This window comes from Streptococcus sp. HF-1907 (assembly GCF_015594605.1).
Classification (GTDB): domain Bacteria; phylum Bacillota; class Bacilli; order Lactobacillales; family Streptococcaceae; genus Streptococcus.
Genome location: NZ_JADNQT010000006.1, coordinates 49,284 through 69,044, shown reverse-complemented (window position 1 = coordinate 69,044; position 19,761 = coordinate 49,284). Strand labels below are relative to the sequence as shown.

Annotated in this window: 21 protein-coding genes; 7 read left to right on the top strand and 14 right to left on the bottom strand. The window is 44.2% G+C overall.

The window, feature by feature from the left end:
- The first annotated feature begins 78 nt into the window (after positions 1–78).
- Complete coding sequence (locus IYQ92_RS05110) at positions 79–939, top strand: metallophosphoesterase (protein WP_195675653.1); 861 nt, start codon at positions 79–81, stop codon at positions 937–939.
- Between the two features lie 372 nt (positions 940–1,311).
- Here the strand turns inward: IYQ92_RS05110 and IYQ92_RS05105 are convergent, their stop codons facing one another.
- Both IYQ92_RS05105 and IYQ92_RS05100 read right to left on the bottom strand, forming a co-directional pair.
- A complete protein-coding gene (locus IYQ92_RS05105; protein ID WP_195675652.1) occupies positions 1,312–2,250 on the bottom strand; it encodes a cation diffusion facilitator family transporter in 939 nt (312 codons plus the stop codon).
- Position 2,251: 1 nt separating this feature from the next.
- Complete coding sequence (locus IYQ92_RS05100) at positions 2,252–2,638, bottom strand: DUF1934 domain-containing protein (protein ID WP_195675651.1); 387 nt, start codon at positions 2,636–2,638, stop codon at positions 2,252–2,254.
- 155 nt (positions 2,639–2,793) lie between these two features.
- On the opposite strand from IYQ92_RS05100, the gene IYQ92_RS05095 reads away from it, so the two are divergent.
- The 6 genes from IYQ92_RS05095 to IYQ92_RS05070 all read left to right on the top strand — a co-directional run bounded on the left by IYQ92_RS05095 (position 2,794) and on the right by IYQ92_RS05070 (position 9,868).
- Complete coding sequence (locus IYQ92_RS05095; protein WP_195675650.1) at positions 2,794–4,110, top strand: HD domain-containing protein; 1,317 nt, start codon at positions 2,794–2,796, stop codon at positions 4,108–4,110.
- Between the two features lie 74 nt (positions 4,111–4,184).
- Positions 4,185–4,994 (top strand): sugar-phosphatase, encoded by an 810-nt coding sequence (gene yidA, locus IYQ92_RS05090; protein WP_195675649.1) that lies wholly within the window; start codon positions 4,185–4,187, stop codon positions 4,992–4,994.
- 1 nt (position 4,995) lies between these two features.
- Positions 4,996–6,216, top strand: coding sequence for an aminoacyltransferase (locus tag IYQ92_RS05085; RefSeq protein WP_195675648.1), 1,221 nt, complete (start codon positions 4,996–4,998; stop codon positions 6,214–6,216).
- 111 nt (positions 6,217–6,327) lie between these two features.
- On the top strand, positions 6,328–7,545 hold the full coding sequence (locus IYQ92_RS05080; protein WP_195675647.1) for an aminoacyltransferase: 1,218 nt from the start codon (positions 6,328–6,330) through the stop codon (positions 7,543–7,545).
- Positions 7,546–7,547: 2 nt separating this feature from the next.
- The gene (locus IYQ92_RS05075) at positions 7,548–8,783 is read left to right on the top strand and encodes an aminoacyltransferase (protein ID WP_195675646.1); all 1,236 of its coding nucleotides are present in this window, start codon (positions 7,548–7,550) and stop codon (positions 8,781–8,783) included.
- Positions 8,784–8,935: 152 nt separating this feature from the next.
- On the top strand, positions 8,936–9,868 hold the full coding sequence (locus IYQ92_RS05070) for a dihydroorotate oxidase (protein ID WP_195675645.1): 933 nt from the start codon (positions 8,936–8,938) through the stop codon (positions 9,866–9,868).
- A 92-nt stretch (positions 9,869–9,960) separates the two neighbouring features.
- Here the strand turns inward: IYQ92_RS05070 and IYQ92_RS05065 are convergent, their stop codons facing one another.
- The 12 genes from IYQ92_RS05065 to IYQ92_RS05010 form a co-directional block, all read right to left on the bottom strand.
- Positions 9,961–10,158, bottom strand: a complete 198-nt coding sequence (locus tag IYQ92_RS05065; protein ID WP_195675644.1) for a hypothetical protein — start codon at positions 10,156–10,158, stop codon at positions 9,961–9,963.
- 276 nt (positions 10,159–10,434) lie between these two features.
- Entirely contained in the window at positions 10,435–10,710 is a 276-nt protein-coding gene (locus tag IYQ92_RS05060) for an HU family DNA-binding protein (RefSeq protein ID WP_195675643.1), read from the bottom strand.
- Between the two features lie 111 nt (positions 10,711–10,821).
- On the bottom strand, positions 10,822–11,421 hold the full coding sequence (locus IYQ92_RS05055) for a YpmS family protein (protein ID WP_195675642.1): 600 nt from the start codon (positions 11,419–11,421) through the stop codon (positions 10,822–10,824).
- Complete coding sequence (locus IYQ92_RS05050) at positions 11,393–12,235, bottom strand: SGNH/GDSL hydrolase family protein (protein WP_324253060.1); 843 nt, start codon at positions 12,233–12,235, stop codon at positions 11,393–11,395. Before IYQ92_RS05050 ends, IYQ92_RS05055 begins: the two co-directional genes overlap by 29 nt.
- Positions 12,228–13,064 (bottom strand): DegV family protein, encoded by an 837-nt coding sequence (locus IYQ92_RS05045; RefSeq protein WP_195675640.1) that lies wholly within the window; start codon positions 13,062–13,064, stop codon positions 12,228–12,230. Before IYQ92_RS05045 ends, IYQ92_RS05050 begins: the two co-directional genes overlap by 8 nt.
- A gap of 261 nt (positions 13,065–13,325) precedes the next feature.
- On the bottom strand, positions 13,326–14,984 hold the full coding sequence (recN, locus tag IYQ92_RS05040; protein ID WP_195675639.1) for a DNA repair protein RecN: 1,659 nt from the start codon (positions 14,982–14,984) through the stop codon (positions 13,326–13,328).
- Positions 14,985–14,996: 12 nt separating this feature from the next.
- Positions 14,997–15,467, bottom strand: a complete 471-nt coding sequence (locus IYQ92_RS05035) for an arginine repressor (RefSeq protein WP_195675638.1) — start codon at positions 15,465–15,467, stop codon at positions 14,997–14,999.
- On the bottom strand, positions 15,454–16,281 hold the full coding sequence (locus IYQ92_RS05030) for a TlyA family RNA methyltransferase (protein ID WP_195675637.1): 828 nt from the start codon (positions 16,279–16,281) through the stop codon (positions 15,454–15,456). The genes IYQ92_RS05035 and IYQ92_RS05030 overlap by 14 nt, the downstream gene beginning before the upstream one ends.
- Positions 16,274–17,146: a polyprenyl synthetase family protein gene (locus IYQ92_RS05025; protein WP_195675636.1), complete on the bottom strand. Its 873-nt coding sequence runs from the start codon at positions 17,144–17,146 to the stop codon at positions 16,274–16,276. Before IYQ92_RS05025 ends, IYQ92_RS05030 begins: the two co-directional genes overlap by 8 nt.
- Entirely contained in the window at positions 17,146–17,361 is a 216-nt protein-coding gene (locus IYQ92_RS05020) for an exodeoxyribonuclease VII small subunit (protein WP_195675635.1), read from the bottom strand. The genes IYQ92_RS05025 and IYQ92_RS05020 overlap by 1 nt, the downstream gene beginning before the upstream one ends.
- On the bottom strand, positions 17,351–18,679 hold the full coding sequence (gene xseA, locus IYQ92_RS05015) for an exodeoxyribonuclease VII large subunit (RefSeq protein WP_195675634.1): 1,329 nt from the start codon (positions 18,677–18,679) through the stop codon (positions 17,351–17,353). Before xseA ends, IYQ92_RS05020 begins: the two co-directional genes overlap by 11 nt.
- Positions 18,680–19,098: 419 nt before the next feature.
- Positions 19,099–19,749 carry a low temperature requirement protein A gene (locus tag IYQ92_RS05010; RefSeq protein ID WP_195675633.1) on the bottom strand — a complete coding sequence of 217 codons (651 nt, stop codon included), beginning with the start codon at positions 19,747–19,749 and terminating at the stop codon, positions 19,099–19,101.
- Positions 19,750–19,761 lie beyond the last annotated feature (12 nt).

Here is a 19,761-nt window from a genome sequence, read left to right as displayed (position 1 = left end):
GGGAAAAGTGTGCCAGATACAAGGCAAAGAGGTGACAAATTGTAACGATTTTAACAGCTTTGTGCTAAAATATGAGCTATGACTAGACTAGCAATTATGAGCGACCTGCACATTGACCTCAATGATTTCGGCGCTTTCGAGACGGAGACCCTCATTAATACCCTGCAAGAGCTGGACGTTGACCACCTGCACCTGGCTGGCGATATTTCCAACCACTTCGAGGAGTTCTCTCTTCCTTTTGTGGAAAAATTGCAGAGCTTCTTTCCAGTGACCTACAACCTGGGAAACCATGACATGTTGGGGATGGCGGAAGCAGATATTCAGCAAATGGATTTTCAGTTGCATGAGATTGGGCAAAAACAGCTTTTAGCTTTTCATGGTTGGTATGATTACAGCTTTTATCCAGAGGTATCGGTGGACAAAAATCTCCGCACCAAGAATGCCCTCTGGTTTGACCGCAGGCTCAACCGAAACTTGTCCGACCCACAGATTACGCAGAAGGTACTGGGGCAGCTTGATGACAAACTCAGTCAGCTGGAGCCTCAAAACACCATTGTGGCCATGCACTTTGTGCCGCACGAGCATTTCACCATGACCCATCCACGCTTTGAGCGCTTCAACGCCTTTTTGGGCAGTCAAGCCTTCCATGACCTCTTTCAGCAGCATGGTATTCAGGATGTGGTTTTCGGACACGCCCATAGGTCTTATGGTGATGTCGCTATTGACGGGGTCACTTATCATTCCAGACCGCTAGGTTACCGCAGAGAATGGGACATGACCATCGACTTCGTCAACAAGCACCCCGACTATAATCCCACAGGAACTTGTAACCTCAGCAAACGCTATAATTTAGTGAAGAAACGGGAGGATTATCAGGCATACGCGCAAGCCATGTTCAAGGAAGAACTAAGAAAATCAATCACCTTGTTTGATTGTTAGAAATAGCTCACGCGGAAAATGCAAAACGTCAGCTCCCCCCAGAGCTAGCTCTCGCGCAAAATTGCAAAACGCCAGTTGCCCCAAAGCTGACCTCGCGATAATTTGCGAAACACCAGTTGCCCCAGGAGTTGGCGCTGCGATGATTTGCGAAATGCCAGTTACCCCCAAAGCTGACCCCGCGCAAAATTGCGAAATGCAGTTGCCCCCGGAGCTGGTGTCACGATAATTTGCGAGACACTAATTGCCCCAGCGAGACCTTCCTGCAAAACTGCGGCAAACTTATTTGACTAGACTTCCGACACAAAAAAAGCCTCTCACTAGGAGATGATTCCTAATGAGGGACTTTGTGTTGGGCTTGAGCTGTGCCTAAAGCTACTCGCGGTGATAATCTTCTAGATACTTGTCCGTTTCGATGTAGATGTAAATCTTGTAGTCTGGAATGCTGCTGCGAATTTGGCGTTCGATGTCATTGATGACCACCGATGCTTCTGGTAACCATTCGGTGTCCACTTCGATTTTCGCAGTCACCATAATGTCTGTCGCGCTTAGGTGGATGGTTTTGATGTCAATCAAATGTTTGACCTCCTTGCGGTCAAAGGATTTGCGGATAGTGGCTAGGTCAGCATCGGTCACACTTTCACCAATTAAGAGGCTGTAAAATTCACGCGCCAAGAAGAGGGCTGCCAAGCAGAGCATGATTCCGATGAGGAGACCTGAGAGGGCGTCAAACATGGCGTTGTCGGTCACCATAGTCAAAATTGTTCCTAGCAAAGCCAGTACCAGTCCAACTACCGCGCAGCTATCTTCCGCAAAAATAATTAAAATCTCTGAATGACGACTTTCTTTTAAAAAACGGATGAGTGGCAGTTTCTCCTTGTTCAGCTTTGCTATTTCCTTGAAAGCCACGCGAAGGCTGGAACCTTCGACAATCATGCCAAAAACCAAGATACCTAGCACAACCCCTGCATTTTCCACGCCGTGCTCGCCAGGTGATGAGAGTTTTTCAACAGCCTCCATGATACCAAGAGCGCCCCCAGCAAAGAAGAGCATCATGGCAACGATGGTTGAGTAAAAATACTTGGCACGCGCTTCTCCAAAGGGATGGCGGTCGCTAGCTTGATGGTGAGCCTTACGGTCACCGACCAAGAGCAAAATCTGATTACCACAGTCAATCACACTGTGGATGGACTCATTCATCATGGCAGTAGAGCCTGATAGGATAAAGCCGACAAACTTGGAAATTGCTACCAGAATATTGGCAACTAGCGCAGCGATGACACTAGCCATACCTTCTTTTTTCGTTTCTTCCATTTTAATACCACTTCAATTCTAATTCATAAGCAGCAAACAAGGCATCAGTCTCAGCCTGTTTGAGGTCATAGTCAATGCGCACGCGCTGGTCATCCCAATGTGTCACAAAATGACTGGTTTCTGTTTTCAACTGCTGGATACCAAGCGGGGTCGGAATGGCGACAAGTGCGGGAAACTCGCTGTGGAATCGCATGATTGACTTAGGATTTGAATAGCGGGTCATGGTCAATTCCTGCTCCTGACACTTGATGACCACCTTTTCCTTCTCAGAATTGATGTAGGTGATATAGAGCGACTCACCTTTTTCGACCACCTGACAGTCATGCACTTCGTGCACCAACTCCGTCTGGTCACCCAAATTGATTTTGTTGTTAATTTCTAATTTCATAGATAACTCTTTCTTTTTAGACTAAGTCCATTTTATCAATTTTTGCGCTAGCTTTCAATTTTGTCCCTTTTATTTAAAAAAACAGCTAGGCTTTTTAAGCTAATCTGCTACTGCTCTTAAGCCATATTTTAGCGTATTTTTGCTATACTAGTGGTATGAATGAAAAAGTATTTCGTGACCCAGTTCACAACTATATCCACGTTAATAATCAGACCATCTACGACCTCATCAACAGCCGAGAGTTTCAACGTCTCCGTCGTATTAAGCAGGTGCCGACAACTTCTTTTACCTTTCATGGTGCCGAGCACAGCCGATTTTCTCATTGCCTAGGCGTCTACGAATTGGCGCGCAAGGTCACTGAGATTTTTGACAAGCAGTACACGGATGTCTGGAATCCTGACGAGTCGTTGCTCACCATGGTGGCTGCCCTCCTTCACGACATTGGGCACGGTGCTTACTCGCACACTTTTGAGCATCTGTTTGATACCGACCACGAAGCCTATACCCGAGAAATCATCACCAATCCTGAGACGGAAATCAATGCCATTCTGACTAAGGTGGCGCCTGATTTTCCAGAAAAAGTGGCTAGCGTCATCAACCACACTTATCCCAACAAGCAGGTTGTGGAGCTGATTTCTAGTCAGATTGACTGTGACCGCATGGACTATCTTTTGCGGGACTCTTACTATACTGCGGCCTCTTATGGCAATTTTGATTTGACTCGTATTCTGCGGGTCATTCGCCCCATTGAAAACGGTATTGCTTTTTCGCGTAATGGCATGCACGCGGTGGAAGATTATATTGTCAGTCGCTTTCAGATGTATATGCAGGTTTATTTTCACCCTGCCAGCAGAGCTATGGAGCTCCTCTTACAAAAACTTTTGCACAGGGCTAAACACCTCTACCCAGCTCAGCCCCATTTTTTCCAACAAAGCTCGCCACACCTGATTCCTTTCTTTGAGGAGAGCAACACGCTTCAGGATTATTTGGCGCTGGACGATGGGGTTATGAACACCTATTTTCAAACTTGGATGACTAGCGATGATGATATTTTGGCGGATTTGGCTAGTCGCTTTATCAATCGCAAGGTTTTTAAGTCTGTCCTTTTTGACCAGGTTGACGAGGAAAAGTTGGCTGTTTTGCGTGATTTGGTGGCACAGGTTGGTTTTGACCCAGAATACTACACAGGAATTCATATCAATTTTGACCTGCCTTACGACATCTATCGTCCCGAGCATAGCAATCCTCGAACAGAGATTAAAATTATCCAAAAAGACGGTAGTTTGGCTGAATTATCAAGCCTTTCCCCTATCGTTCAGGCACTGACAGGCTCTGTCCACGGCGACCGTCGTTTCTATTTTCCAAAGGAAATGCTGCGCGCGGACGACCTCTTTGCGGATGTTAAGACAAGCTTTGGCCGCTACATTAAAAATGACAGCTTCAATCCAAATCCATCAACGATTGAACCATGACAAAAAGCCATATTTTTAGTAAAATAGCAGTTGGATATTTTTTTGAGAAACATGAAAAATTGGAGAAAATCATAATGTCAATTAAACTTGTGGCTGTTGATATTGACGGCACACTGGTCAACAGTAAAAGAGAAATCACTCCTGAGGTTTTTGAAGCTGTGCAAGACGCTAAAAAACAAGGCGTGAAAGTCGTTATCGCAACTGGTCGTCCAATCGCTGGCGTTCACCAACTTCTTGATGACCTTAAGCTCAACGAAGATGGCGACTATATTATCACTTTTAACGGTGGTCTTGTTCAGGATGTTGCGACTGGTGAAGATATTATCAAGGAAAGCATGTCCTACGATGATTATATGGAAGTTGAATTTCTAGCGCGTAAGCTCGGTGTCCACATGCACGCTATCACCAAGGAAGGCATCTACACCGCCAATCGCAACATCGGTAAATACACCGTTCACGAATCAACTCTCGTCAGCATGCCAATCTTCTACCGCACACCAGAAGAAATGGTCGGTAAGGATATTGTCAAAATGATGCTGATTGATGAACCAGAGCTTTTGAATGCCGCTATCGCTAAGATTCCAGCTGAATACTACGACCGTTTTAACATCGTCAAATCAACGCCATTCTATTTGGAAATCATGCCTAAAACGGTTAGCAAAGGCAATGCTGTCCTTCACTTGGCTGAAAAAATGGGGCTTAGCATTGACCAAACCATGGCAATCGGAGACGAAGAAAACGACCGTGCCATGCTTGAAGTTGTCGGCAATCCCGTTGTCATGGAAAACGGCAACCCTGAGCTCAAAAAAATTGCAAAATACATTACCAAATCAAATGATGAAAGTGGCGTAGCCTACGCACTACGTCAATGGGTACTAAACTAAAATGTTTACTTCGAAAATTGGGATTTCAGAAGAGGAACATGACAATTTTGCCAAAGCCTCTCAACAAACAAACTTACTTCAATCAGCCAAATGGGCACAGCTAAAAGATAATTGGGGCAATGAACGCATCGGCTTCTATCAAGACGGCCAGATGGTCGCGACAGCCTCTATTCTTATCAAACAACTGCCCTTAGGCTTCACCATGCTCTACATTCCACGCGGTCCCATCATGGACTATGGAAACCGAGATTTGGTGAATTTTGTGCTCAAGACTATAAGGCAATTCGGCAAGAAAAAACACGCCTTATTTGCGAAATTTGACCCAGCTCTGCTTCTTCGTCAATATAAACTTGATGAAGTGGACACAGCCACTGAAAATGCACAGGTACGCCAATTCATTGCTAATCTAGAAAAAGCTGGCGCTGAATGGACTGGGGAAACGACAACGATTGCTGAAAGCATTCAGCCACGTTACCAAGCCAATGTCTACACCCAAGAAGACATACTGGCAACCTTCCCTAAACACACCAAACGTCTTATGAAAGATGCCATCAATCGTGGGGTCAAGACCAATCGTGGTAGCCTTGATGATATTAAAACTTTCGCTGATGTGGTTGCATTGACTGAAAATCGTAAGGGAGTCGCCCTCCGAAACGAAGACTACTTCCGCAAGATGATGACCATCTACGGCGATGATGCCTACCTTCACTTGGCTCGCGTCAATCTCCACGAACGTTTAGCACAGTACAAAGAACAGTTGGCACAAATCGAAAAAGATTTGGCAGAAACAGCTGAAAATCAAAAGAAACGCTTGACCAAGCTAGCTCAGCAACAAAATTCTGTTCAAAAATACATCACAGAATTTGAAGAGTACGTCAAAGAATACCCAGATGATTTGGTCATTGCAGGGATTCTTTCTGTCCGTTTTGGCAATGTCATGGAAATGCTTTATGCAGGGATGAATGAGGATTTCAAGAAATTCTATCCCCAATATTCTCTCTATCCCAAGGTCTTTGAAGATGCCTACCAAGATGGTATCATCTGGGCCAACATGGGTGGTGTCGAAGGAACCCTTGATGACGGCTTGACCAAATTCAAGAGCAACTTCAACCCAACCATCGAAGAATTCATTGGTGAATTTAACCTCCCAATCAATAAACCGCTTTACAAATTGGCTAACTTTGCCTACGACTATCGTAAAAAGAAAGCCCATTCTCACTAACCAGTGCAGATTAAACAGTTGCGATAGAGAAACGAGTGTGGAACCAAAATCCTAATCTCGTCTCTTTATCTTGTCTTTTCTGCCACTCGTTTCTCTCAGAAAGGACGTCATATGTATCAAGAAATATCTGCCTCAGCGCATGATGATTTCGCTAAAACTTCTCAACAAACCAACCTCCTCCAATCCTCAGATTGGGCAAAAATCAAGGACACTTGGGGCAATAAGCGTGTTGGATTTTTCGATGCTGCTGGTAAGCAAATTGCTAGCGCAAGCATTCTTATCCAGCCCCTACCGCTAGGCTTTACCATGCTCTACATTCCTCGCGGACCAATCATGGACTACAACAATCTAGACCATGTCAAACAGGTCATGACTGACCTCAAGGCTATCGGCAAAAAAGAAAAAACCCTCTTTGTTAAATTTGACCCAGCCATTTTCCTAAAAAAAGGCAAACCTGCTGATTTCGCTGAAAATGCTGATAACACTGAAGGACTCAAGGCTATCGACAATTTGAAAAAAGCTGGCGCTGACTGGGTTGGACGTACGACTGACCTAGCTGAAAATATTCAGCCACGTTTTCAGGCTAATCTCTATGCAGAAACATTTAGCCTAGAGGCCATGCCTAAAAAAACACGTCAAGTCATTCGCACCTCACAAAACAAAGATGTCGAAATTCACTTTGGCGGTACTGAATTGCTAGCAGATTTCGCTGAATTGATGAAAAAAACTGAAGTACGTAAAGGCATTAGCCTGCGTGGTTTGGATTACTATCAAAAATTATTGACAACCTACCCCGAAAATTCCTACGTCACAATGGCTTTTCTAAATGTGACCAAGCGTCTCAACAAGATTCAGACAGAACTTGACAAGGCAGAAAGCGAAAAAGCCAATTTCACTGAGAAAACACGCCAATCTAAAATTGACAACAATACGAAAACAATTGAGCGTTTGACTAAAGAAAAGCAATTTCTCAACCAAGCTCAAGCAGCTGCTCAACGCGACCTCATTCCTATCGCAGCAACCATTTCTCTTGAATTTGGAGATACTTCTGAGAATATCTATGCTGGTATGGATGACCATTTTAAGACCTACCAAGCACCCATTTATACCTGGTTCGAAACAGCTCAGCACGCTTTTGACCGTGGTATGACTTGGCAAAATATGGGGGGGATTGAAAATGACTTCTCCGGCGGTCTCTACAGTTTTAAATCAAAATTCGACCCAACTATCGAAGAATTCATCGGTGAGTTTAACTTGCCTGTGCATCCATTCCTTTACAAACTGTCTAATCTTGCCTACACCCTCCGCAAGAAAGCAAGGAGTAAATAATTATGACCTTAAAAACCTTATCTGAAGCTGACTATCAAGCCTTTCTTGACAGCTTAACAGAATGCTCAGCCTTTCAAAGACCAGAAATGGCTAAGCTCCTCACCAAACGTGGCTACCAGACTGAATTTGTCGGATTGGAAGCTGAAGGCGACATCCAAGTTGCTGGACTACTTTACAAAATCCCCATGATAGGTGGGCTCCATATGGAAATCAATTCTGGACCCGCTCGTCGTGATGCCAAATACCTAAAGGCCTTTTACCATGCTCTGCAAGACTACGCTAAAGCTAACGGTGCCCTTGAACTCTTGGTCAAACCTTACGATACTTACCAAAGCTTCAACAGCGATGGTGAGCCTATTTCTCCTGAAAATGCAGAGCTTATCATAGACTTTACCGACCTTGGCTATAGCCATGACGGGCTCATGACGGGTTATCCTGGCGGTGAACCTGACTGGCATTATGTCAAAGATTTAACGGGACTAACTGCTGATACCCTTCTCAAATCTTTCTCTAAAAAAGGGCGTCCGCTGGTTAAGAAAGCCATGTCTTTCGGTACGAAAGTCCGTCGTTTAGAGCGCGATGAGCTCCACCTCTTCAAAGAAATTACCGCTTCAACCTCTGACCGCCGTGAATACAACGACAAGTCTTTAGAATACTATCAAGATTTCTATGATAGTTTTGGTGATAAATGTGAATTTGTAGTGGCGACCATAAATTTCAAAACTTACACTGAAAAACTCGAAGCAAGTAAGCAAGCGCTGAAAAATAAAATCAGTCAACTTGACAAAACACATGAAAATAATGCGGACTCTTGCAAATATAAAAAGCAACGCCAAGAATTACTCAACCAAATTGAAACTTTCGACAAACGTATTCAGGAAGGAATGGACTTGATTAAAGAACACGGTAACAAGGATGTTATCATGTGTGGTAGCCTCTTCATCTACACCAAACAAGAGGCCGTCTACCTCTTCTCAGGTTCCTACACTGAGTTCAACAAATTCTACGCGCCAGCCGTTCTCCAAGAATACGTCATGCAGGAAGCCATCAAGCGTGGCATTGCTTGCTACAATTTCTTGGGCATTCAAGGTATCTTCGATGGTTCAGACGGCGTCCTTCGCTTCAAGCAAAACTTCAACGGTCACATCGTTCGTAAAATGGGCACCTTCCGCTACTATCCAAAACCACTCAGATACAAGACCATTCAAGGGCTGAAAAAAGTTCTAGGTCGTTCATAGGCCTTTGGCCAATAGCAGAGCTAACTTCGGTTGGCTCTTTTCATAGCTAAAAATCAGTGATTTCCGAACAATATTCATCAATCTCTGATTTTTTCTTGAAAATTTACCTATCTGGTGATAGAATAGAAAAAATTTGTCTTTTGGAGGATATTATGGTTTCAACAAAAACAAGCATTGGTGCATTTGATTTTGACAACTGTCTCATGAACGCTGCTGGTGTCTACTGCATGACCCGCAAGGAATTAGAAGCAATCGAAAGTTCAGCCGCAGGCTCATTTGTCACCAAAACAGGTACCTTAGAGGCACGCGCTGGTAACCCTGAACCCCGCTATTCCAATACTGACTGGGGCTCAATCAACTCAATGGGACTTCCTAATAAGGGTGTCGATTACTATCTTGATTTTGTCACTGAACTTCAAGAAGAAGGTGGTCACAAGAATCACTTCCTATCACTTGTCGGCATGTCTCCTGAAGAAACACATACCATTCTTAAAAAAGTTGAGGCTAGCAACTACAATGGACTTGTTGAACTCAACCTCTCTTGTCCAAACGTTCCTGGTAAACCACAGATTGCCTACGATTTTGAGACAACAGATGCTATTCTATCTGAAGTCTTCAGCTACTATACCAAACCACTTGGCATCAAACTTCCTCCTTACTTTGACATTGTTCACTTTGACCAAGCGGCAGCCATTTTCAATAAATACCCACTTGCCTTTGTCAATTCTGTTAACTCAATCGGTAATGGGCTTGTGATTGATGATGAAACTGTTGTCATTAAGCCTAAAAATGGTTTTGGTGGTATCGGAGGTGACTTTATCAAACCAACTGCTCTTGCTAACGTACATGCCTTCTATCAACGCCTAAATCCATCTATCAAAATTATCGGGACTGGCGGTGTCAAATCTGGTCGCGATGCCTTTGAACACATCCTCTGTGGCGCCAGCATGGTTCAAATCGGAACTGCCCTCCATAAGGAAGGTCCTGCTATTTTTGAACGCATCACCAAAGAACTTCAAAACATCATGGCAGAAAAAGGCTATGACAGCATTGAAGATTTTCGTGGAAAACTTCACTATCTATAATCATTAAATAAGGGAAAAAGCCAGCTACTGTACACCTCCAAGAAGGTTTCTAGTAGCTGGCTTTTTGGTGTCTCTATAAAGACGCAATTAACTTACCAATCTCTGTCAAATTCACGCTCCTCGCGTTCTTCCTCAGACAGTTTATCTTTCACAGGTTTACTGATAATATTACCGTCAGCATCCACTTCAGGTTTGATGGTATCCATGTAGAGCTTGAGGATAACAAGTTTGGCGATGGTTACTAACACAAAGAAAATAAATATCAGCAAAAAAATCATATTATGACTCATCGAATCTTCCTCGGTTCTCATTTCTAATCATGGCTTTGTACATTATAGGAGATTGCTCTTTACAGGCAAACGAAAAGAGAGCAGGACGGAAATCGGTAAGACGAAGTCTTTGATTTCGTTGTCCCACCTCCGCACAGTTGAGTAGGGTTCTAAGTGCTGATTTATCAGTGTTTAGATGCCACTCAACCACTGCGACTAGTCATTATTATAGATTACATACTAAGAGGTTGGGTACTTTTGTCCCAACCTCCTTTTTATTTAGAATATAAATCCTAATTATTTAACAGCGTCTTTAAGAGCTTTACCAGCTTTGAATGCTGGAACTTTAGATGCTGCAATTTCGATTTCTGCACCTGTTTGAGGGTTGCGACCTTTACGAGCTGCGCGTTCGCGAACTTCGAAGTTACCGAAACCAATCAATTGTACTTTTTCACCTGCTGCAAGGTAGTCAGCAACTGCTGCGAAGACAGCGTCAACTGCTGCAGCTGAATCTTTCTTAGTCAATTCAGTAGCCTCTGCTACTTTTGCAATCAAATCTTGTTTGTTAGCCATGTTAACAAATCCTCCAAATAATTTCTAAGCGATAGCGATTGATACGATAACGCTTTTAACAAAATCTATAATATCTAAAAAACCGCTTAAGGTCAAGTATTTAACGTTATTTTAGGACTTTTTCTTGAAAATATCAAAGCTGAAATTATCATTTACCAAGTCAATTGTCGTAGCTTTTAGATAAATACCTGCATCGTTTTTCATGCTTTGTAGATTGATGGTAATCGTTGATTTTTTAGGGGAAATGGTTACAAAATCTGGCAAGTCATAGCTTGATTTGATGTACTGTAGGACTTCTGACTCTGGCAGAGGAAGGGTTCCCACTGAGAAGGAAGTCACCTTAAGCTGCACCGCTCCATTTTCCAAACGATTAGGCTCAAAATAAACGTAGAGTGGCACCTCGTAGCCGAGCAGCTCGTAAGAGCCTTCAAATAGGATAGAGGACGAAGCCGCATAAACCTTGTAGGTAAACTTCTTGCTCTGGTAGTCTTTGAGATAGGTCGCAACCGTGTCGTTCAGCTGCTCCTTATTGGTGGTAAAGGTACCGACTTTAACGCTCTTAGCTGTGGTCGTTTTAAGCGTTTCTGCAGAAGGCTCCCTCACCTGAATGAGGCGACTAGCCACCACACCAACAAAGGCGACATTGATAGCTAATAGGAGCAGAAGACCCCACTTCCACCAGTTAATCTTTCCACTGAGATTTTGTTTCACGTATTTTCTCCATTACTGCATTTGACATAATTTGATAGCCGATATTATTGGGATGAAAATGGTCCTCTGAGAAGAGGGCATCGTTCATAACCGTGGTCTTCTCACCATCCGTTTGGACAATACCTTCCTGACCGTCAATTCCCTTATAAAGCAGGTCGTTGATTGGGACAAAGTAGACCTTTTCATACTCGGCAACCACTGTCTCCGTCGCAGCATTCCAATTGTCGATGATATCCTGCATCTTGGTCATTTCTGGGAAGTTGAGGTAAAAAGGATTATAAATCCCCAGAACATAAATCGGAAGGTTAGGATTATCTTTTCTAGCTAGGTTGATGATCTTTCTGAGGCGTTTTTGGTAGGCAATGGCTGGCGCTTTAAAGGATTTGACCGACAAGCTGGTCAGATTTTTCCGAATGACAGCCATGACATCGTTCCCGCCAACAGTCAGAGTCATCAGGTCAGCCTTAGCCAGCTTATTTTGAATGGTCTTTTGCTTGGTCATCCGCGAGAGAATTTGGCTACTGGTGTTGCCAGAAATACCATAATTAACCGAAGTCACCTGATACTGGTAGGCATCTGTCAATTCCTGCGCCAGCAATGGGACAAAGCCACCTTGGTTGGTCGTATCGCCCACCCCTTGTGTTAGAGAATCTCCGACTGCCACGTAAGAAAACTTGGTCACCTTGCTTGCCAGAAAATCCTTCTTAGTCAGCTTGGGATTGGACTTTGGAATAGCTAGATTAAGGACCAAAACTGCTAAAAGAAGACTCACCGCGAAAAAGATGAGCCCACTTAAAAAATGTCGTTTATTCATAGCGAACCATGACCGCAAAGGCATCCTCACCAGTGTGTGTCTGGATGATTGAGCCAGTTTCTAGGACAGCAATCGGTGCGCCAAGAACTTTCAATTTTTCTTTGAAACCATTAGCCATGTCGATAGTCCCGCAATAAGAAATGCCAATTTCTGCAACCTTACGACCTTTGGCTTTTTCAATAAAGCTGTCTAACCATTTGTTAAAAGTTTTGACACCGCGACCTTTGATAACAGGAACCAGTTCATGGTCAACCATTTCCATGACAACGCGGATATTGAGGAGGGAAGACAAGAGACCTGTCACACGACCAATACGACCACCCTTTACTAGATTTTCAAGAGTTGATACTCCGATGTAAAGCTCTGATTTTTGGCGGACTTCTTCGATACGAGCAAGGATAGTATCAAGGTCGGCACCAGCTTTAGCTAATTTAGCAGCTTCGACGACTTGGAATTTTTGGCATTGGTCTGTGAAGGTGCAATCGACAACTGTCACTTTAGCGCCAGCAATGGCTGCGCCTTGGCGTGAAGCTTCAATGGTCCCTGACAAGGTGTGTGTCAAGTGGATAGCCACGATTTCATCGGCTCCCTCTGCCATCAATTTTTCATAAACTTCCGCAAAGACACCAACAGGAGGTTGGCTGGTCTTAGGTAATTCCTTGCTTGAACGCATCAAATTGAGGAATTTGCCCTCTTCTTTGAGGTCTGCATCTGAATAAAGGGTGCCACCCACCATGACTGATAGGGGAACAACCGTGATATCCAACTCTTTAACCAACTCCGGTTCGATTGTCATTGATGAATCCGTTACAATTTTAATATTACTCATGTTGTATCCTGTTCTAATAGTGCATTATTCAATACTTTATTATACCAAATTTGTGCCATAATAGCGAAAAAGAAAGAGAGAGTGGGACAGAAATCGGTAAGACGAAGTCTCCGATTTTCCCTCACGTCGTTATTCTCGGTTCGGGCTGAAACAGTCTCTCCCCAGACTGTTTCACTCCCACCTCCACTAAACCACTGCGACTCACAATTAGTCCGTATGAAAAGTGAAAAGGTTGAGATTTTTGTCTCAACCGCTTCTCTTTTATTTTTTCAATAATTCGCGAGCTTGAATGCGGGCGGCTTCGGTCACGTCGCTACCTGCCAGCATCTTAGCGATTTCTTCCACGCGCTCTTCTTCGTTCAATAGACGCACGGTTGAGACCGTTGAGTTGTCATCGCTAATTTTCTCGATGAAGAATTGATAATCAGCAATGGCAATCACTTGAGCTAGGTGAGAGATGGCCAAGACCTGACCATGAGCACCGATTTTATGGATTTTTTGGGCAATGGCTTGCGCGACTCGACCAGAGACACCGGTATCCACCTCATCAAAAACAATGGATGTTTTGTCCTCCTTACGAGAAAAAGCAGACTTGATTGCCAACATGAGACGAGACAACTCGCCACCAGATGCCACCTTAACAAGCGGTTTAAAGCCTTCACCTGGGTTCGTTGAGATATAAAATTCCACCACTTCGTTGCCGTCACGGTTGAATTTTCCCTTGGTGAATTGGACTTGGAAATTAGCTTTTTCCATGTAGAGTTCCGTCAATTCTTGTTTGATTTCAACTTCTAGGATTTTGGCAAGGGTGTGGCGTTTTTGGCTCAGCTCATTGGCTGCAGCCACCAAATCACGCTCCAAATGCTTGAGCTCACGCTCCATATCGTCTGAGGAGCCCTCGCTGCCAGTCAGCAGGGCGTATTCCTTGGTGATGTTGTCAAAGTAATCCAAAACATCATCGACACTACCGCCGTATTTACGAGTGATGGCATTGATAGTATCTAGGCGCGTCTCAGTCTCCTGCAAGAGACCAGCGTCAAAATCTAGGTCGTCAATCACATCGCCCAAACGCTTGGTCACTTCCTCCATGACATAGTAGGCCTCAGCTAGACTGCTAGACATTTCCTTGTACTCGGGGTCGAATTCTTCCAAGGTCATGAGGTCGTTCATGGCAGAGCGGACATTTGACAGGCTGGAATAATCTTCGTTGTCCAGCATGACATAGGCATTGGCCAGCGTATCAGCAATGTTTTTGTGGTTAAGAAGTTTGTCGCGTTGCTGAATGAGCTTTTCGTCCTCACCAGATTTGAGAGCAACGGCTTCAATCTCAGCAATTTGAAATTCCAGCATTTCGATACGAGCCTTGTGCTCACGTTCGTTTTTTTGCTTGTCCAGAACACGCTTGCGCAGGTTACGGTAAGATTCAAAGATGGCTTGATAGGCTGACTTGACTGCTAAAAAGTCCTCATCGCCAAATTCATCTAGCATAGCAATATGCTGGTTAGGCTTCATGAGTTCTTCTTGGTCGTGCTGACCGTGGATATCCACCAAGTATTGACCAACAGCCTTGAGAGTGGTCAGGTTGACCATCTGACCGTTGATACGGCTGACACTACGTCCATTTTGAAAGATTTCACGGCGAATAATCAATTCATCCGTAAATTCAATGCCATTCTGGTCCAATAAATCTGCCAGCGCAGCATTTTGGGCGACTGAAAAGAAGCCCTCAATCTCAGCCTTGGGAGCACCGTGGCGGATAACTTCCACACTAGCACGCGCGCCTAGCATCATATTCATGGCGTCAATGATAATGGACTTTCCAGCCCCAGTCTCCCCCGTCAAAACGGTCATGCCCGTCTCAAAATTGAGGGAAATCTCCTCAATAATAGCGAAATTTTTAATGGAAATTTCTAAAAGCATAGATTCCTCTTCTTAGTGATGATCGCGGATGTGGGTGATGATTGCCTCTCGCACAAAATCCGCATCAGCTGGCGATTTGGCAATCAAGAGAAGGCTGTCATCATCAGCAATCAAACTGAAAATGTGACTGCCCCACTCCTTAAGCAAGAATTTCTTGACCAGACGACTATTGCCTGGGATGACATCAATGTGAATCATGTGTTCTATGCCACCAGTCACTGGTGACAGTTGCAAAATACTTGTCTTAATGGGTTTTGGACGAGGGGCAATGGGCTGTTTATTTTCCTTTGACAGCCCGTAAACATAGCGTCCATCTTGCGTTGGAATTTTGACAATACCAACTTCATTCATGTCTCGTGAAATGGTTGCTTGTGTGAGCTTGAGACCGTGTTCCTCCAATTTTTTGAGGAGGTCGTGCTGAGTCCCCACTTCCTGCTCCAAAACAATTTCTCTAATTAATTCTAAACGTTCAGTTTTCTTCATTCTTTTTAAATTCCTCGTGAGCCTTCTCCACCACCTCAGTGATTTGCCCAGCAACTTGGTTTTCAGCGTCAGCCAATTTTTGCAAATGCGCTAAAAATTCGATGTTGCCATGACCACCCTGAATCGGTGAAAAATCAAGCCCTTTAACTGTAAATCCGTAATCCACGGCAAAACTTGTCACGGTTTCCAAAACTTTTTGATGAACCGCCTTATCTTTGACGATACCGTTTTTGCCAATCTGCTCGCGCCCCGCTTCAAACTGCGGTTTAATCAACGCCACAACCTCACCGCCATCAATCAAAATGCCATGCAAAGCTGGCAAAATAAGATTGAGGGAGATAAAACTAACATCAATTGAAGCAAATTCTGGCAAGCCTTCTGTAAAATCAGTGCTTTCAGCATAACGGAAATTGTACTGTTCCATGGAACGTACGCGCTCATCCTGACGCAATTTCCAAACCAACTGATTGGTGCCGACATCAACCGCGTAAACCAATTTAGCCCCCGATTGAAGCATGACATCAGTGAACCCGCCTGTTGAGGCACCAATATCAATGGTCGTCTTACCGTCAACGGAAATGCCAAAAACATCCAGCGCTTTCTCTAATTTGAGTCCGCCACGACTAACGTATTTGAGCTTTTCACCCTTAAGTTTTAGTTCAGTGTCGTCAGCAATTTTTTCGCCTGGCTTGTCATAGCGCTCGCCATTGATAACATTGATGACTAGCCCAGCCATGACACCACGTTTAGCTTGTTCGCGCGTCTCAAAAAGCCCTTGTTTATAGGCAAGGACATCCACCCTTTCTTTAGCCATTGAGTCGTAACCTTTCTATAAGTTGCTTGATTTGAGCTTGGTCAAAGCCCTTGTCATCTGCTAGTTTTTGGAAAATAGCTAGCGCTTGATTAAGAGCATCGTCTAGCACCTGCTTAGACTTGTCCAAACCAAGAAGACTTGGATAAGTTGATTTTTCAGCTGCCAAATCTTTCTGCGGTGTCTTGCCGATTTCTTCAAAAGTCGCTGTCACATCTAGAATGTCATCACGAACTTGAAAGGCAAGACCGATCAATTCACCAGCCTTGCGGAGCTCTGCTAAACTGTCAGCTTCCAACTGAGCAATTATTCCCCCAGCCACAAATGGAAAGGTCAGTAATTTACCTGTTTTGTTGGCGTGGACTTGGGCTAATTCTTCTAGGGATAGGTGGGCTTCCTCGCCCTCCATGTCAAGCATTTGCCCACCAACCATGCCAAATGTTCCAGAGCCAAGGGATAGTTCAGAAATCAACCGAACCCTAACCTCCACTAGCAAATCAGCGTCAGCGATTAAGCCGAAAGGGTCTAAAAAGAGGGAATCCCCAGCCAAAATAGCTGTCGCTTCATCAAACTTCTTGTGGTTGGTCAAATGACCACGACGATAATCGTCATTATCCATAGCAGGCAGGTCATCGTGAATGAGCGAACCCGTATGAATCATCTCAAGAGCCGCAGCCACATCGTAATGCGCCTCGGTCAAATCAAGACCAAAGCCTTCCAAGACCTCAAGAAGAATGAGGGGACGAATACGCTTGCCACCCCCATCAACCGAATAAAGGACTGCCTCAATCAAATCTGTCGAAACAGCGGGATGGGTCTTCTCGTAATAGCCATGAATGGCTTCATCAATCTTTTCAATTTTAACCATTAAGCATCCATTTCCACTTCTGTACCGTCTGCCTGCATAACTTTAACCAAGGTTTCTTCGGCTTCCTTAAGCGTTTTTTGCAAGTCTTTTGACAAGACCATGCCTTTTTGGAATTCTACGATGGCATCTTCTAGAGCGACATCACCCTGTTCCAACTTAGCCACGATGGTCTCTAATTCCTGTAAATTTTCTTCGAATGTTGCTTTATTTGACATCTTTCACCTCGACTTCTAGGCTGCCGTCCTGCATCTGAATCTGCAAAAGGTCGCCTTTTTCTACTTGTTTTGTGCTTGAAATAGCTTTTTGATTTTTTTGGACAATGGCATAGCCACGCGCTACGATACGACTGGTATCAAGAGAGAGGAGCGCATCCTGTGCCTTCTCAAAGCGAGCCACCTTACTGTCATATTGACTGGTCATAGTTGATAGTAAGAGGCGCCTGTTCTGCTCAATAATTTCACGGTAACGCTGGATTTTTCCAGTCAAATCAATACTTTCCAAACGCTGAGCCAGTAGCTGCTCTGCTTGTTGAGCCTGTCCATACTGCTGGCGAATGGATGCGACTAAACTCGTCTCTAACTTATCTAACTTTTGTAAATAGCCGTCGTAGAGTCTTTCTGGTTGTCGGAAGATGACTGACCCGCGAGACTTATTAAGCTGTTCTTCTTTTTGTTTGATGATGCGGAGCGCAGCTTGGTAGGCGCGGTTTTGTCGCTCTGCTATCCAGGCGAGAATATCTGCCTTGGTCACTGGGGTTGCTAACTCTGCCGCTGCTGTCGGTGTTGCAGCTCTGCTATCGGCCACTAAGTCGGCCAAAGTCGTATCAGTTTCATGTCCGACACTGGAAATGACCGGTAAGCGTGATTCAAAAATAGCCTGCACGACAATCTCCTCATTGAAGGCCCAGAGATCCTCAATGGAGCCACCGCCTCGCCCAACAATAAGCAAGTCCAAATCGTCGCGCTGGTTGGCCGCTGCAATGTTGGCAGCTACTTCCTGAGCTGCGCCCTCGCCCTGAACCTTGGTCGGAAAGAGAAGAATCTCTACGCCAGGAAAACGGCGAGAAACAGTGGTGATAATATCACGAATGACTGCTCCGCTGGGACTAGTCACCACCCCAATTTTCTTGACAAACTGGGGGAGAGCTTGTTTGTGACGGGCATCAAAATAGCCAGCTTCTGTCAACTTTTTCTTGAGCTGTTCAAACTGGACGGCTAGAGCACCGATACCGTCTGGATCTGCTTTTTCAATGATAATGGAATAGCTACCGCTAGGTTCGTAAAGCTGCACGCGCCCCACAACATTGATTTTCATGCCTTCTTCAAGCTCAAAGCCTAGCTTTTTAAACTGACCAGCCCACATGGTAGCTTGAATGACCGCTTTATCATCCTTAAGAGAGAAATACTGATGACTAGGACGCTTGCGGAAATTAGACACCTGCCCTGTCAAATAGACCCTCTCTAAATAAGGGTCCTTGTCAAATTTCAATTTCAAATATTTGGTCAAGGATGACACGGATAAATAATCTGACATAAGCCCCTTCTTTCCTTGCATAAGTAGTTTATATTATATCAAAAAATGACTAATAATGCATAAAAGGATTAACTAACTGTGATATGATAGAAAGGTCTCATTCACTATGCTGCGCAAGCAGGAGGTAAAGTTCTCATGCGTATCTTCTTCGAACTTGCTCTGTTTCCGTTGCTTGTCAACGTAGCATCTGTGCTTACGGTGGAGCGGTTAAATCTATCGGACAACAGACAAAGGCGACAAATAACTTAACCTGAGTATCTTGAGCAAGTACAAAAAAAACACTTCGACGGCAATCGGAGTGGTTTTTCTAATGCGCTTATTTCCTCGAAGTTTTAAGCACCTTTATTATAACATATCCTTTAAACTTAGCAAAGAAAAATAGTTCTTGCTTATTTTTTTATGCGCAGCTAGTTTCTTAGCTAACTTACGATGGACGGTGACGCGGCGGATGTGCCAATGTGATTATAAGCGTAAGCCATTGCTACAAAGAAAAGGACGGCAATGAGGCGACTGCTATTGAAAAGGACGACCAAGCTAAGCCCCAGAATGCTAATCACGGCGTAAGCCAGATAGTGGTACTTGTGCAGACGAAGGCTAGCGTCATTGTAGACCGTCAAAAGCATAAGACTTGCATAATACATGACCAGACCGATGGCAAAAAGAAACATACCCCACTCGCGGTGATGACTGTCAGCCCATAGCTCCGCTGAGACGGTGAAAATGTTAAGGTCAGTAATTAAAACCAGATGAGCTAAGACTAAGGCATTGGCCCGAGTGACTTGATGATGGTTGATGTTGAGATAGGTCTGGGAAATGTAAGAGATAAACATGAAAGACAGACCAACAAAAATAAGGAATCCCAGCAGGGCTTGGCTTGACATAGGGTAGGAACGAATGATTGCCAGCACAGCTTCGCCATAAGTGATGATAGTAATCAGCTGACAGCGCTCAACCAAGTGAGGAAAGTTGATGAGATGATGGTCAAAGTTTCTAGCAAGCACCCAGGGAATGAAGGTCGGCAAAATCCACAGAATAAAAAAGTAGGAATTACTGTGAAGGGCTGGCGTCAAAATATAAATTGC